We start from the raw sequence: 15,369 nt of genomic DNA, 5'->3' as shown, positions 1-15,369 counted from the left end.
GGAGAGGACTATGGCAAGAGCCGTGCCATGGAGGTTACTTCGGCGTTACCCCGCGATCCGGCGCCGATCCGGCCGCATTCGGGACGGTTCCGGGGGATAAAGGGCTTGCGAAGGGGTGGATGAATTCCAGCCGGGCCGGGCGGAAAGAAGCGCAACTCGCGGCCCCGGCGCGCCTTAGCGCCTGACCGGGATTTAACCGGGATCCGGAATTAGGCAGGGCCCGCTGATTCCAGTTCTTTGAGCTTGGTACGGAAGGTCTGGCGGGCCATGCCGATCATCTCGGCGGCGAGGGTCTTGTTTCCCCCCGTGCGCGCGAGCGCCTCGCGGATGAGAGCCAGCTCGGATTCATGCGCGTTAGGCAGGGGAAAGGGGAAAGTGATCCCGGAGTCGGCTTCGGGAGGGCGGGCGACCCGGGAGGTTTCAACGCCGTCCTTCCCGGCGATGGCCTCCTTGAAGGAGGCGCAGGACAGGACGCCGCCCTGATGGCGGCTCACCGCGTCGTAGACCATGCCGCGCAGTTCCCGCACGTTGCCGGGAAAGGCGTAGTTGCCCAGGATGACCGCCAGCTCGGGCGGAGCGGTGGGCTTGGGCTTGCCTTGCTCTTCGGCGCAGCGGGCCAGGAACCATTGCGTCAGCACGGGCACGTCCCCCATGCGTTCGCGCAAGGGCGGGATATGCACGTGATGGGCCTTGAGGCGATAGAAGAGATCCTTGCGGAATCTGGGATCGGATTGCAATTCCCCCAGCGACCGGTTGGTGGCGGCCACGATGCGCGCGTTGGTACGTTCTTCGGCGTCATGGCCCAGGCGATAGAAGGTGCCCTCTTGCAGCAGGCGCAGCAACTTGACCTGGGACTCGGGCTTCATGTCCCCGATCTCGTCCAGGAACAAGGTGCCGTCCTTGGCCTTGTCGATAAGTCCGCGCCGTTCCTTATGCGCTCCCGTATAGGCGCCGGCCGCATGGCCGAAGAGCGCATCGCTGAACATGGTGTCGTCGATGCCGGCGCTGTTGACGCAAACGAATTCCCCCTTGCGCCCGCTGGCCTTATGCACGGCCCCGGCGAAGAGCTCCTTGCCCACGCCCGTCTCCCCGGTCAGAAGGATGGGCAGGCCGGTGGGGGCCACCGCTTCGATGTACTTGAAGATATTGAGTAGGCGCCGCTCGGTCGTCACCACGGCCTCGAAGCTCTCCGGATGGGCCACCGTATCTTCCAAAAGGCCGCGGGCCAGGCGGGCCGCTTCGCCCTGCCCGGCGCGATGATCCAGGGCCTTGCGCACGGTTGCCAGGAAGCGCTGCTGGTCTATGGGCTTGAGCATGTAGTCGAAGGCGCCCAGCTTGACGCATTGGACCGCGGTGCCCACGTCGTTCAGGCCCGTCATCATCACCACCGTCACGTCCGGATAGGTTTCGCCGATGCGCTTCAGCAGTTCCAGCCCGTCCAGGTGCGGCATGGTCACGTCGAGCACCGCCACGCATTCGGGATGACGCGCGATGATGCCCATGGCTTCGCGCGGATCGGAGCAGGTCAGCACCGGTTCGATCCCGTTGATCTGCAAGGCGAGCGCCTCCGAGTCCAGCATTTCCGCTTCATCGTCCACGATCAGGACGGGAATCTCGTTATCCATCGGTTCCTCGCTTTTCCGGTTCGGCGGCGACGGCCGCGCTCCCGTTTTCCTTGCCGCCGGCCAGGACCGGGATGCGGATTTCCACCCGCGTCCCGCGCGCCACTTCCGACGTGATTTCCATGCGTCCGCGGTGCTCACGGACGATCCCATAGCTCACCGAGAGGCCAAGGCCCGTGCCCCCGACGTCCCGCTTGGTCGTGAAAAAGGGATCGGTGACGTTGCCGAGGTGCTCGGGCGGGATGCCCTTGCCCTCGTCTTCCACGCGCACCCCCACCCAGCCGCCCTCGCTATCATGCCAGGTCGAGATGCGGATGGACTTGGTCCGGGAGTCCAGGGCCTGGCAGGCGTTGGTGATCAAGTTGATCACGACCTGTTCCAGCTTCTGGAAGCTGCCGCGGACCTTGGGCAGGCCGTCGGCGCGTTCGAACGAGAAACGGTCGGTGGACTTGCGGATGACGTTCCCGATGATGGATACCGAAGCGTCCACCACCCGATCCAGATCCACTTCCTCGGAAAGATCGGGGCGATCGACGCGGGCGAAATCCTTGAGGCTCTCCACGATGCGCTTGATGCGTTTGGAGCCGCCCGAGACGCCGCCCAGCAAAGTTTCGTACTTCCCTTCGGCGATCCCGAAAGGCAAGCCGGCCAGCTTCCAATCGGGATTGATTCCGGCGTGCTCGCGCAGGACCGGCTTCATATGCTTCCAGAAGGTATCCATCACGTCCGCATTAAGCATGATGAGGTTGTTGGGATTGTTGATCTCATGCGCCACGCCCGATACCATGAGCCCCAGGGAGTTCATCTTGTCCGACTGGATGAGGCGCTGCTGGTGGCGCCGGGCCTCTTCCTGGGCATCCTTGTATTCCGTGATGTCGGCGATGACCCCCGCCGCCCGGTAGGCCAAGCCCCCGGCGCTGCCGGGGACCAGGAAGGATCGCAAACGCAGCCACCGGTTTACGCCGTCGGGACGGGAGTAGCGGAATTCTTCGTTGCGGGGGCGCCGGCACAGATCGGCCGCGGTCAAAAGGCCGATGCGTTCCCGATCCGCCGCGTCGATACGGTCGAGGAAAAGCAAAGGTTGTTCGGCGAGGCCGGCCACGGGAAGGCCCAGCATGTCCCTGGCGATGGGGCTTACGTACAAGAAGGCGCCCGCGGCGCAGTCCAAGAGGAAGAAGACTTCTTCGATGTTCTCGGCCATCTGGCGGAAGCGTTCTTCGCTTTCGATCAGGGCCCGCTCCATCCGCTTGCGCGCCGAGATGTCGCGGATGACGACTAGGAGACGGGTCTGGCCCCCGTACTGCACCGAGTTCAGCGTGGTGTCCGCCTCGAAGAGCGTCCCGTCGGCGCGGAGATACAACCATTCGACGCGTTGCGGCTGTCCGGACATGGCGGCTTCCCGGGCGGCGATGATCATTTGCGCCGAGTCGGTTCCGCCGGGCTGCTGGGGCGGCGAGAAGGCGATGGGAGAACGGCCGATCAGGAAGCTTGGGTCGCACCGGAACATCCGCAAGGCTTCGGGGTTGCACGCCAGGATCTGGCCTTTCTCCGCCAGCAGGATGGCGTCGGCGGCCGATTCGTACAGGGTCCGGTAGCGGCCCTCCTCTTCCCGCGCCTTGGTTTGCAAGGCCTCCCATTCGGTGACGTCCTGGAAAACGACCGCGGTGGAAGCGGGCCGGTTTCCATTGGCTTCTTCCCGTTTCGCCACCACCCTCAAGAGGCGCTTTTCCCCATCGGGACGGGTCAACTCGAAGGCCTCGTTGACGAAGGAACCTTTTTCCGCAAGCGCCTTTTCGCCCGCATGGAAGATCTCCGCCGCATTCCCGAGGATGCGGAAATGCTCTTCCCGATCGGGGTCGGGGCCGTCGGGGTCGAGGCCGTAGAAGCGCTTAAGGTTGCGCGACCAGATGCGTATGCCGGTTTCCGGCTCGATGTATAAGTAGCCGATCTTGGCTATGTCCTGGGCGTGTTCCAGCAACGATCGGCTCTTCCGCAATTCCTCTTCCGCGCGGGCGCGCACCGCGATCTGCTGGGTGAGATCGCTCAAGGCCCGTCCCACGAACAGGGACGCGAAGCAGAGCGTGGCCAGGTACAGGTTCATCTGCACCATGAGGTTTTGATCGATCCAATCCGAAGCCGGTCCCTGGGAGATCAACGCGCGCAAAGGCACGGCCAGCAGGATGGCCCAGACGCAGGCCAAGGAGGAGAGGCCGATCCCGAAGCGCACGGCCGCCCACATGAGGAAGAACCCGTACGCGAACCAGAAACGCTCGATGGAAAAGCCCAGGTTGAGCCCCAGGAGGGCGAGGAACAAGGCGGCCATCTCGATGCGTTGCAAGGCCGGCATGCGCGCGGGGAACAGCGGCGGCCGGGGATAGGCGCCCTGGGTTAAGGAAAGGCCCATGCGTTCCATCGCGGAAGTGGCGAACAGCAAAAGCGGGATGGTCAGCGAGAATAGGCTGAGCGAATCCAGGACGAATTGGGCGTGGACGCGATGCCAGAATCCCTGCCAGGGCGCATCCCCGAGGATGGCGAAGATCGTTTGGCCTAGGAAGGATCCGAGGAGGCAGGGAAGGCCGGCCCCCAGGGCCAGGAAGCGGATCAGATCGGGGAGATCGGGCATCCACGGCCGGCCTTTGAGCAGGCGCGCGAACAGGAACCAGGACAGGACCACGGCGAGAGTGGCCGGGATGCCGTACAAGGGCCATAGCCACCAACGGTAGAGGCCCCAATATCCCGCGCTCAAGACGGCGTTGACGTACATCCCCAGAAAGACGCGCGGGCCCCACCACTGCGCCAGGGCCAAGGCCAAGGGCAAGGGCAGATACCAAAGGGACATGCCGTGGCCGATTTGGAATCGGAGGGACAAACCGGTACAGAGCTGGAACAAGAGGAAGGGTAGGAACCACGTCCACCAAGGCAAACCGGATTTCCCGCCGCTGCCGCGTTCCCGCGAGGGAGGGAGATGGGAAACGTCCATGTTTCGGATGGCCTCGGATCCGGCCCGGATCCCGATGAATACTAATATTTAACCGATCGGCCGGGCAACCGATAATGGTATCATTGCCGGAGTCCGTCGCATTGATCACCCGGACAGCGAGGCTTTTTATGCCCCCCCTTCTGCGCAACATCCGATCCCAGGCCAAGGTGACCACCCTCGCCGCGGTTTTCCTGCTCTCGTTCTCGCTCTACGGTCTTTACTGCATCAGCACGGTCAACGAAGTGAAGGTGAACGGCCCCATCTACCAGGACATCCAGCGCAGCCAGGACGTCATCGCCGACGTGTTGCCGCCGCCGGAATACCTGGTGGAAACCATGCTCATCGCCTATCAATTGCTGGAGGCCGGCGATTCCGGCGAAATCGAAAGTTTGAGCGATCGCGCGGAACGCCTGCAATCGGAGTATCTGATCCGCCACGAGTATTGGGAACGGGCCTTGCCGCCCGGCGCTTTGCGCTCGGCCCTGGTGGATTCTTCCTATCTGCCGGCCCAGCGGATCCAGGAGGCCTTGACCAAGCGCTTCCTGCCCGCCATCCGCGCGGGCGACAAGGCAGCGGCCCGCGCCGTGCTCGATAAGGAGATAAACCCGGACTACCAGCGGCACCGGGAGCGCATCGATGCCGTGGTGAATCTGGCCAAATCCCGGAACCGCCAGGCGGAGGCCGGCGCGGCGATGGCCGTACGCAGCCGTACCTACGGCCAGGTCGCCATCGGCGTCCTGCTTTTCGCCTTCTTGAGTTTCTTCTCCTCTTACGCGATCAGCGAAGAGCGGAAGTCGGCCGAAGCGGCGTTGGAAGCCTCCGCGGACTCGGTTCCCTCCCGCACCGGAACGCGCGGCTAGAATCGGCCCGCGGCCAATTCCGGAAAATCCCGTAACCCCGCCCCCGCCCGGACCTTGACCTCCATCGGGTCCGTCGACGGCCAGGAATTGGCCGCCCCTTAGATCCTCAAACCGATCAGTAATCCGGATCCGGCCGGTGCGGATTCCCCCCATCCGGCCTCGTTCCCTCCCTTCCGGCGGCCATGCGAGGGCCGCGCGCTCCCTTCCGGAGGGCCGATTCCCAGATGGCACGGCGATTGCCTAGGTATCCTCCCCGTTACGGGGTCCGGTTCGCATCCGGATCCTCAAGTCGGAGGGGGATTCCATGCAACTCAAGCCCCGAGAATTCGCGCGCTTCCGGGACATCGTCTATGACGCTTGCGGCATCGCCCTGAGCGAAGGCAAGGAATCCCTGGTCAGCGCCCGCATCGGCAAACGGATGCGGCAATTGGGCTTGGAGGAATTCGGGACCTACCTGGATCTCCTGAAAGAGGACGCCGCCGGCGACGAGATGATCCACATGTTGGATGCCATCTCCACCAACACCACCAGTTTTTTCCGCGAGCCAGAGCATTTCGAGTTCATCACCGAAAACGTGACCCGCTGGCGCGCCGAAGGGCAAAGCCGATTCCGCATCTGGTCGGCGGCCAGCTCTTCGGGCGAAGAGCCCTACACCTTGGCGATGACCCTGGCCGAATGCGGGCTCGGCCCCGGCACCGATACGCGCATCCTGGCCACCGACATTTCCACCCGCATCCTCGCCGCCGCCCACGCCGGAATCTATCCGCTCTCTAAGCTGGATGGGATCCCGCGGGCTTACCTCAACCGCTGGTTCGAACCCGCTCCCGAAGCCGAGACGCCTTCCGTGGCGGTACGCGCGTCGCTCAAATCCCTCATCTCCTTCCAGCGCCTGAACCTGTCGCAGCCCCCCTTTCCCATGAAGGGGCCCTTCGACCTCATCCTCGTGCGTAACGTCATGATCTATTTCGACGGCCCCACCCGCGAGGCGCTGATACGCGAATGCTATCGCTTGCTGCGGCCGGGCGGATTCTTGCTTGTGGGGCATGCCGAAAGCCTGAACGGGCTGAACACCGGATTCGCCTGCCTGAGGCCGTCCATCTACGGAAAGGCCAGGTAGATGATGCGTACGGTAGGCATATCGGAAATGGCCATCTCCCATTCCCCCGAGGAAACCCTGATCACCTATTCCCTTGGTTCTTGCGTGGGGTTGTCCCTGTATGACGCCAAGGCCGGCGTGGGCGGGCTCATCCATAGCATGCTACCCTTGTCCAAGATCGACCCGGCCAAGGCCGCGGCCAATCCGCCCATGTTCGTGGATACGGGCGTGCCCGCCTTGCTGCAGGCGCTCTTCGACCTGGGCGCGCGCAAAGGCAGCCTGGTGGCCAAGGTCGCCGGCGGCTCGGCCATCATGGACGAGAAGGGCATCTTCAACATCGGCGAACGCAATTGCACGGTGCTGCGCAAGCTGCTTTGGAAGAACGACATCCTGGTTTCGGGGGAAGACACGGGGGGCAGCGTGCCCCGCACCATGAGCCTCAGGATGGCCACGGGCCAGACCGTACTTAAGATCGCCGGGCGGGAGGTGGAACTATGAGCGCCGGATACGAAATCCTGATGGTGGACGATAGCCGCACGGTGAAGAGCGTCATTACCAAATGCCTGAACTTGTCGGGCATCCCGATCGCCGCTTTGCGCGAGGCGGGGAACGGCAAGGAGGGGTTGGACCTGGCGCGGGAGCGGAAGCCCGATCTCATCTTCGCCGATCTCAACATGCCCGTCATGGGCGGATTGGAAATGATCGCGGCCTTGAAGGACGACGCGTCCTTGCGGGACGTCCCCATCGTGGTCATCTCCACCGAAGGCAGCGATGAACGCATCGGCGGACTCAAGGAGCGCGGCATCGCCGCCTTCTTGCGGAAGCCATTCCGGCCCGAGGCCTTAAAGGCGCTCGTGGTCCAGATACTGGGAGTCGAAAATGGATAATCAGCAACGCGAAGCGGTCTTGAGCACGGTCCCCGCCATATTAGAGCAACAGGCTTTCCTATTCGCCGACGCGCTTTCCCAGGGCGGTTTCAAGGCCCAAGGAGAAGAATACCTGGCGGCATCCCTCGTCTTCGACGGCCCGTCGCGCGGCGGGGCCTTGGCCGCTTTCCCGGAGTCCTTGGCCCGGGAGTTGGCCGCCAACCTGTTGGGCGCCGAGCCCGGGGACGAAAAGTCCGCCGAACATGCCGGCGACGCCTTGGGCGAATTCCTGAACGTCGCCTGCGGACACCTGCTTACCACTTTATTTGGTACTGGAACCGCTTTCAATCTCGGGTCCCCGCGCATCTTCGGCTTCCCTTCGGCCGTGGCCGATCTGCTGGCGCGCAAATCGGACGTGATGGCTTTCGAGATCGACGGCGTGCCCATCCTTTTCCAGGCATGCTTCTGCGCGCCCTACGACCCGGAAGAAGCCCTCCATGCTTAACCAAACCGTTCCATCCCGGCCCATCAAGGTCCTCGTCGTCGACGATTCGGCCATCGTCCGCAAGGTCCTGACCCAAGAGCTGGGCCGGGAAGGCGATATCGAAGTCGTGGGCGCGGCCCCGGATCCCTTCGTGGCCCGGGATATGATCGTCCAGTTGGAACCGGACGTGATTACCCTCGACATCGAGATGCCGCGCATGGACGGCCTTACTTTCTTGCGGCGGCTGATGCAGTTCCGCCCCATGCCGGTCGTCGTCGTTTCCTCGTTGACGCCGCGCGGCGGCGAAATCGCTTTGGAGGCCATGGACGCCGGCGCCGTGGAAGTGGTTTGCAAGCCGGGGGCGGCCTATGCCGTCGGCGAGATGGCGGTGGAGTTGCGCGACAAGGTGCGCGCGGCGGCCCACGTGCGGGTGGCCCGGCGCGAAGAAGCGAAAAAGGCTCCGTCCGCCTCGCCTTTAGGCCGCCTGTCCCTGTCGCGTACCACCCATTCCGTCGTCGCCATCGGCGCTTCGACGGGCGGCACGCAAGCGTTGCAAGCCGTGCTCACCGCGCTGCCCGCCAACGCGCCCGGCATCCTCATCGTGCAGCACATGCCCGAGCATTTCACCCGCTCTTTCGCGACCCGCCTGGATACGCTTTGCGCGATGGAGGTCAAGGAAGCGGAAGACGGGGATTCGGTGGTTCCGGGCCGCGTGCTCATCGCCCCGGGCAACCACCATATGGAACTGATGCGGGACGGGGCGGCCTACCGCGCCGTCGTCCGGGGCGGCCCCCAGGTCAGCCGCCACCGCCCTTCCGTCGACGTACTTTTCCATTCCGTGGCCCGCTATGCCGGCCGCAACGCGGTGGGCGTCATCCTCACCGGCATGGGCCACGACGGGGCCGAAGGCCTGCTCGCCATGCGGCAGGCGGGCGCCGCGACCCTGGCGCAGGACGAAGCCAGTTGCGTGGTATTCGGGATGCCTAAGGAAGCGATCGCCTTTGGCGCGGCCGAGAAGGTCGCGTCGCTGGATTTGATCCCGGCCCGTATCCTGGAGGCGGCGGCCCGTAAGGATCGCGGGGAGTAGGGCCTTCCGAAGGCCCGCATCGAGGAAGGCTGCCCTTGTCAGGCGACGGCGGCCTGCCTCATCTCCTTACGCATCGCGGGCGCTCCATGGGGACCCGACCAACGAACTTGGCCGTTTTCCATCCAATAGAAACCGACGGCGCGCGAACGGGTCATGTCCGGCCGCTTGAGGATCGGCAGTTCGGGAAAGCGTGACTTCACCGCCTCGCAATCGGACTGGTACTCCTCCCGCCGCGTTCCCAGCTCTTTCCCGGAAACCGCGCCGCCGCGGCCTCGCGCCAGGAATCGATATAGATGCCACGCATGCAAATGGCCGCCGCGCGCGCGATAATCCGCGATCCATTCGGCCAGGCCCATCAGCCCTTTCCGGTTCACGCGGGTGATCACCGTGGATAGGGTGACCTCGCGGCCAAGCTCGGCCAAGGCTTCCAGGCGATCGAGGATCAACGCGTGGTGGCCGCCGCGGGCGTGGCGCAGGCGATCGTGGACATGCGGATCCGCCGATTCCAAAGGCAGGATGAAGCGATCCAAGACGGGGGACTGCATGATACGAGGCCTGAGCGCGATGCCGTTGGTGCCTACCTGAACGGTCATGCCCAAACGTTTGGCATAGCGGGCCGGGCCGAGAAGATCATGGGGCCATGCCAGCGGCTCGCCGCCGCCGAAGATGACGTTCCCGATGCCTGAGCGCGCCAATCCATCCAGCAGGGGGAAAACGTCCTCCGGATGCATGGCCGAGAAGCCGTCTTGCGTGATGCAAAAGCGGCAGGTCATATTGCATTGCGGCTGCAGGAACAGGACGGCGATGCGGGCGCCTTCCGGGCGATTCGGATTCATAGGTCTGCCGATATGGAGTGCAAGGGTCGCGCCAATCCTACGCATGCGATTGGCGCCCCGAAAACGCCGGTCGCCAGGTGCTCCGCGCCATTTTGGCTTGCCGGATTGGCGCGCTACCCGTTGTAATCGCGTTTTACTCCCGTGTCCGCGGGAATAAAAGCCATTCCCGTGCGGTCGGTTTTTTGCTTTATGCCTTCGGGAATGCGCCATACATCGTACGCGTCCGTGCTGGCGCGCAAGGGATTCGCGGGCCGCCGTATCCGGAAGGTTACCCTCAACGGCGGGTTCACCTGCCCCAACCTGGACGGGACCAAGGGCCGGGGCGGATGCACCTTCTGCGATAACCGCGCCTTTTCGCCGGTGGCCGGCAGCCGCCGCATTCCCATCGCCGAGCAATTGGGTTCCGGCATAGCCTTCCATCGCGACCGCTCCCGCGTGGACGGCTTCATCGCTTATTTCCAGCCCTTCTCGGGCACCTACGCCCCCGTGGAGCGCCTGGAAAGCCTGTACCGCCAGGCCTTGGCCCATCCCGATGTGGTGGGCCTGTCCATCGGCACGCGTCCCGATTGCGTGGACGCCAAGGTCGCCGACCTGCTGTCCCGCCTGAGCGCGGAAACCTTTCTGACCCTGGAGTTGGGCCTGCAATCGGCCCATGACTCCAGCCTCCGGCGCATCAACCGCGGCCACTGCTTCGCGGAGTTCGCCCAAGCCATGGACCTCTGCTCCGGCCGCGGATTCGATCTTTGCGTGCATCTGATCCTGGGGCTCCCCGGCGAAGGCCCCGATCAGTTCCGCGCCACCGCGGATGCCCTGCGGCCCTGGCGCTTCGAATCGGTCAAGATCCATCCCTTGCATGCCGTGCGCGGGACGGTCCTGGGCGCGGATTATCTGTCCGGCATTTGGGCGCCCTTGGGCTCGGAAGATTACGTCGCCGGCCTCGCCGATGTCCTGGAACGCACCCCGGCCCAGGTCGGCGTGCAACGCTTGTCCGGGGACGCGCCGCCGGGAATGCTGCTCGCCCCCCTATGGTGTCGGGACAAGGATGCGCTCCGCGCCGCTTTGGAAAGCGAATTCGCGCGTCGGGGCACCTGGCAAGGCTTCGCGCTGGGCGAAGCTTCCCCAGAAGCCGCCTCCCCGGAGGCCGCTTCCCCGGAGGCCGCGCGGGAGCTTGTCCTGGGCAATCCGAATAGTTCCGAAAAGGGCCATGCCTTCTCACCCGCTTAGGCGACGGAAGCCGCGGCGCTGGTTGCGCGCCCTCGCATACGGGGCCGCCGCTTTGGCGCTCTTATGCGCCGGGGGCTTGGGCTTATCCTATCTGCGAAAAGATCGCGTGTTCGAGGCGCCCGCCCGGTCCTTTACGGCCTCGCGGGATTCGGCGGTTATCGCCCACGGGCGTTATCTCGTCTATGGACCTGGGCATTGCGCCGACTGCCATGCCGCGCCGGAGGCAAAAGCGATTGTCGATGGGGGCGGCGGGACGCCGGGCGCCGGGACGCCGGGCGGGGAAGCGCCTCTGACCGGCGGGTACGTCTTACGGACCTTCCTGGGCGAAATGCGCGCGACCAACCTCACCTCCGACGTCGCTACGGGCCTGGGCGCGGTTCCCGATTCCCTCTTGGCCCGCTTCTTCCGCACCGGCATCGACCACCGCGGGCACGTGGGCCTCCCCGTCATGCAATACCCGGACCTTTCCGATGCCGATCTTCTCGCCATCGTTTCCTACCTGCGTACCTTGCCCCCCGTAACCCACGAGGTACCCCCGAGCCGGTACAACGCCATGGGCTGGATCACCAAGGCCTGGTTCCTGGGGCCATTCTCCGGGGAGCGACCCGCCCCGGCGGGCCCGCCGGCCGCGCCTTCGGCGGAATGGGGCGGCTACCTGGCCAATTCCCTGGCCACTTGCGCATCCTGCCATACGGCCCGGAACATGAAGACGGGGGAATTCACCGGACCCCGATTCGCGGGCGGCCTGGTCCTTCGCAAGGCCGACTATCCTACGCAGGTGGTGGTCAGCCCGAACCTCACCCCCGATCCTCGCACGGGCATCATCACCGGTTGGACCCGCGAACAGTTCGTGGCCCGCTTCCACCGGGGCAAGGTGAGGCAATGGAGCCCGATGCCCTGGGGGCCGTTCAGCCGCATGACCGATTTCGATCTTGAGTCGATCTACCTGTATCTGCATGGGCTGGAACCCGTGGATCGGGTTGGTGGCGAGTAAGGGAGCATGTAAAGAAGACTCGGTCTCGCACCCGCCCTCCATTAAATCAGCCATCCGAGAAACGCAGCATGCCTTTTGTGGCCACGCGGAATTTCCCGCGTCCGGTCCTCTGGATGCGGAAACCGGGCGAATCGTTATCCAGCTTTTCCACTAACCGGTAAAAGCGGATTTCGAAATTCGCGTTTTTCTGGCCCAAGGTGATTTCGAATTGCCTTTTCAATTCCTTATACTCGAACGCATCCCGCCCATGGGTCAGATACGCCTCCAAAAGGTATTTCAGGATCTTGGCGGATACCCCCTTGATGAAGCCGGCGTCGTTCAGCGTCATGCTTTCATCGGCATGGAAATACCTGAAGGCGTAGGTTTCCTTAAGGGCGGCGAGCAATGCCAGATGCTTGGATTCCAGATCATCCATGTTCATCTCGTCTTCACGCACGAGATCGGAAACGATGGTCTTCAGCAAGTCCTTCTTCATATGCGCGATCTTGCGGTATTCGATCGAATGAAGATAAAAGGGCGCTCCGTAAGCGCATCCCGCGTATAGGACGTTCCGCTTGCGGATGGGGCAAAAGTAATCCCGATCCATTTCGATCACCGGCAAATCCGGCGGCTTATATTTATCCAAATCGATATCCGCTTTCTTGCAGAAGGCGGAGAAGGAAGTCTTTTTCCCGTAAGGTTCGCCGTTGATGAGCATGGAATCCTCTGCGTAGCTTGGAGCATCGGCTTCTTCCCAAATCACCCGCTCCACGTGCCGGCTATCGCTGATCATCACGTGCCTCTCGAAATGCGGCATCGCCAGCACACCAGGCACCGAAAGGAACTGGGGCCCGGCTATCGCATCGAAATCCCAGTCCAACCTTTCCGAATACGTGGAATCATGGATGAATACTAGCACGGATTTGATCCAATCCCCTTCCTCTCGCTTCTTGACCCGGCGGCTGGTTACGTTCGGCATCCAATTCTCGTTGTGCAGGGTAATGAGGGGGAAAATAAGCTCGCGCGCGTCCAAGGCGCGGAACATGGACTCCAGCTTCGGATAGAACCAACTCAGCAAAACCTTACCCGGCATTACCGAACTGTTGTTGTTCAACCAGAGAACCTTCTTCATGAACCATTCCATGGTCCGTCCTTTGGACACCAGGAATGGTTCCAGATCATTATCCGTGGCGCAATCCCATGCGAAGGGGACTTTCCCTTTTTCCTTCCATAAGAGCTCGCATACTTCGGAAAGGGAATATCGCTTTTCCCCGATCGCCAAAGGCTGCCGGGAGAGGAGCTCCTTTATGTCTTCGGGATCGAACTCCGATAACAATGTGCGGTAGTAGGCGCGCTTGAAGTCGTGCCGCATCAAGGTCTGATTGGTATTCCCGAAAGCATTCATGTCCCGCGAATCTATTTAATCGATTCCGGAAGCGGGAGCTCCTTCTAAATACCCCTTAAAACGAGCAAGTCAGGCGCATTCCCGCGCCCGGCGCCTGTTTACCCAGGCGTAAATAAGGTAGAAGCGAAACTTGAGGATGCGCCTTGAGGCTGTCCCGGGCATGATCGGAGGCTTTAATGAACCGGTACAGGCTGTAATGCTGTTCCAACGCGCCAATGCCCAGGAGGCTGAGGCCGGTGAGTCCCAGGGCATCTGCCGAGTAAGTCAGAGCGTTCTCTCTGTGCTCGAAGGCGGCTAAGAACGCCACGGGAAAGTCCGCCACCAGCACAAGCGACCCGGCGGCCATGAATCCCCAGCTCCTCCGGTAATGGGACCAGCCGGATTCGGCGGATACAGATCGTGCGGAGGCCTCCCCGCCCGCGGCATTCTCCAGATTGCTGGCGCCCTCTCCATAAACGGGAATGCCGATATGGATAAGCCCGAGGCCAAGGACCGCGAAGAAGACCGAGAAACCGGCATCGGCCCCGGTAATCCCGAAAGCCCCATCGTAGAGGACCGGGACCAGGGCCAAAGCGCTTACGGGCAGCAGGGCGGTGCCGGTCCACATCAGGGTTTTGCCGGCATGGATCTGGGAATTTACGCGTCGGATTTGTTCTTGATAATTGGAATCCACCGCTTGGGCGCGGATCGGGTGCGATTGGGAGAGGATTACCAGGGCGATGAGGCTAAGATAGGGTTTCATAGGATTTGCTTGCGGGCTCCATCTTCGCATAGGGTGCAAGCCATTGGACGAACGAGGAGAAGATCCTGTTTCATTCAAGGTAGATTCCAGTCCACTATTTCGATACGCCTAGCTGAAGGCGGCCTCGAGGTCTCATTTTGTATCGATGCTTTTGCAATGGAACAAGAACTTATGCGAAGGACCAGTTAATGGTTCTGTCCGAATTCCAGAACCGCAATTACTTTTTTGATTCTCTCATTGAATTCGGATATTTTATTGAACCTTTGCACATGTTCATCATCCTTCGCCCCTAATAGCGCTCCCAGAAGCTTGTACTCGACGGAAAAAATTATCGACTTCATTGTTGATATACGTGATATCTGTGTCGTTGATGTATTCTTTTTTCAGGATCCCAGCCGAGTACTTGTAGAGGTGTTCTAGGAACTTAAAACACATTTCTTGCTTCATACTTTCCTTTTTCCCGACCCAAAAATAGTTCCATACTTGGACGCTTAGCCAAGCCCGAATGCCAGGGCGAGAAAGCCGATCGCACCGAACCCGGCACGGATAATCACGCCGCCCCAGGTACTGCGCCGTCGCTGGACGATGTAGGGCAGGATCAAGGTGATCGGGATAAGGGTTACCAAGACCTGCCAGGGAAAGGCAGCGTGGAATAGGCACCAAAGGCAACCATTGACCAACCAAGCATTCCTTCCGAAAGCGGCCTCCTGCTTCGGCAGCATGAACGCTCTCCAGATGAACTCTTCACCGAGGATGTTGAGTATGAAAAAGGGGAGCCAAGCGCCGAGTATCCAGTATCGCCCGGGACCACGAGGGGCGAACGCCATGAACGAAGGGTGGAACTTGGACCTGTCCGTAATCGACCCGAGGGCAGTTGCGATCCCACCCGTCAGCATGCTTACAACCACGAGCCCGCCGAGGGACCAAAGCAGGTCTCTGCCATTCATCGGGTGCAGCCACAGCCGCGCACCCCATGAGTGAGGCTTTCCTGACCGCCGTTCTCGAGAAAGCAATAGAACGGCCATGAGAAGTAAGGGGCCAAAGAGGAATGCGCTCGCGGCCAAGAACCACATTACGACAGGCTCGGCTCTGGTTGCGGAGACGAGCGCTGGTACGGCTATTCGAGTTGTCAGGAAAAGCAGCAGGGCGCCCGCTCCGAATAGCGCGATGGATCCGATCAAACCCAATGGCGGA

General features: G+C 62.4%; 14 protein-coding genes. 8 read left to right on the top strand and 6 right to left on the bottom strand.

The genetic code is table 11. From position 1 onward, the window contains the following. Positions 1–209: 209 nt before the first annotated feature. Together JF616_13755 and JF616_13750 are read right to left on the bottom strand one after the other, a co-directional pair. On the bottom strand, positions 210–1,625 hold the full coding sequence (locus tag JF616_13755) for a sigma-54-dependent Fis family transcriptional regulator (protein MBW8888815.1): 1,416 nt from the start codon (positions 1,623–1,625) through the stop codon (positions 210–212). After that, entirely contained in the window at positions 1,618–4,602 is a 2,985-nt protein-coding gene (locus JF616_13750) for a PAS domain S-box protein (protein MBW8888814.1), read from the bottom strand. The genes JF616_13755 and JF616_13750 overlap by 8 nt, the downstream gene beginning before the upstream one ends. A 128-nt stretch (positions 4,603–4,730) precedes the next feature. Here JF616_13750 and JF616_13745 point away from each other — a divergent pair, with 128 nt between their 5' ends. The 6 genes from JF616_13745 (at position 4,731) to JF616_13720 (ending at position 8,995) form a co-directional block, all read left to right on the top strand. Continuing rightward, complete coding sequence (locus JF616_13745; GenBank protein ID MBW8888813.1) at positions 4,731–5,462, top strand: hypothetical protein; 732 nt, start codon at positions 4,731–4,733, stop codon at positions 5,460–5,462. Positions 5,463–5,766: 304 nt separating this feature from the next. Further along, positions 5,767–6,579 carry a protein-glutamate O-methyltransferase CheR gene (locus JF616_13740; GenBank protein ID MBW8888812.1) on the top strand — a complete coding sequence of 271 codons (813 nt, stop codon included), beginning with the start codon at positions 5,767–5,769 and terminating at the stop codon, positions 6,577–6,579. Then, positions 6,580–7,056 carry a chemotaxis protein CheD gene (locus tag JF616_13735; GenBank protein ID MBW8888811.1) on the top strand — a complete coding sequence of 159 codons (477 nt, stop codon included), beginning with the start codon at positions 6,580–6,582 and terminating at the stop codon, positions 7,054–7,056. Then, a complete protein-coding gene (locus tag JF616_13730) occupies positions 7,053–7,445 on the top strand; it encodes a response regulator (GenBank protein ID MBW8888810.1) in 393 nt (130 codons plus the stop codon). The genes JF616_13735 and JF616_13730 overlap by 4 nt, the downstream gene beginning before the upstream one ends. After that, complete coding sequence (locus JF616_13725; protein MBW8888809.1) at positions 7,438–7,929, top strand: chemotaxis protein CheX; 492 nt, start codon at positions 7,438–7,440, stop codon at positions 7,927–7,929. Before JF616_13730 ends, JF616_13725 begins: the two co-directional genes overlap by 8 nt. Continuing rightward, the gene (locus JF616_13720) at positions 7,922–8,995 is read left to right on the top strand and encodes a chemotaxis response regulator protein-glutamate methylesterase (protein MBW8888808.1); all 1,074 of its coding nucleotides are present in this window, start codon (positions 7,922–7,924) and stop codon (positions 8,993–8,995) included. Before JF616_13725 ends, JF616_13720 begins: the two co-directional genes overlap by 8 nt. Positions 8,996–9,033: 38 nt before the next feature. On the opposite strand, the gene JF616_13715 is transcribed toward JF616_13720, so the two are convergent. Then, a complete protein-coding gene (locus tag JF616_13715; GenBank protein ID MBW8888807.1) occupies positions 9,034–9,831 on the bottom strand; it encodes a radical SAM protein in 798 nt (265 codons plus the stop codon). Positions 9,832–10,032: 201 nt separating this feature from the next. Here JF616_13715 and JF616_13710 point away from each other — a divergent pair, with 201 nt between their 5' ends. Together JF616_13710 and JF616_13705 are read left to right on the top strand one after the other, a co-directional pair. Next, positions 10,033–11,055, top strand: coding sequence for a TIGR01212 family radical SAM protein (locus tag JF616_13710; protein MBW8888806.1), 1,023 nt, complete (start codon positions 10,033–10,035; stop codon positions 11,053–11,055). Between the two features lie 22 nt (positions 11,056–11,077). Next, the gene (locus JF616_13705) at positions 11,078–12,049 is read left to right on the top strand and encodes a cytochrome C (protein MBW8888805.1); all 972 of its coding nucleotides are present in this window, start codon (positions 11,078–11,080) and stop codon (positions 12,047–12,049) included. A gap of 46 nt (positions 12,050–12,095) precedes the next feature. Here JF616_13705 and JF616_13700 read toward each other — a convergent pair whose 3' ends face one another. The 3 genes from JF616_13700 to JF616_13690 form a co-directional block, all read right to left on the bottom strand. After that, a complete protein-coding gene (locus JF616_13700) occupies positions 12,096–13,433 on the bottom strand; it encodes a hypothetical protein (GenBank protein MBW8888804.1) in 1,338 nt (445 codons plus the stop codon). Between the two features lie 55 nt (positions 13,434–13,488). After that, positions 13,489–14,175, bottom strand: a complete 687-nt coding sequence (locus tag JF616_13695; GenBank protein MBW8888803.1) for a hypothetical protein — start codon at positions 14,173–14,175, stop codon at positions 13,489–13,491. 491 nt (positions 14,176–14,666) lie between these two features. Next, positions 14,667–15,071, bottom strand: coding sequence for a CPBP family intramembrane metalloprotease (locus JF616_13690; GenBank protein ID MBW8888802.1), 405 nt, complete (start codon positions 15,069–15,071; stop codon positions 14,667–14,669). Positions 15,072–15,369: the final 298 nt, after the last annotated feature.

The organism is Fibrobacterota bacterium (assembly GCA_019509785.1).
Taxonomy (GTDB): domain Bacteria; phylum Fibrobacterota; class Fibrobacteria; order UBA11236; family UBA11236; genus Chersky-265.
Note: the sequence above shows the minus strand (reverse complement) of the source record. Positions and strands in the feature narration are given on the sequence as shown.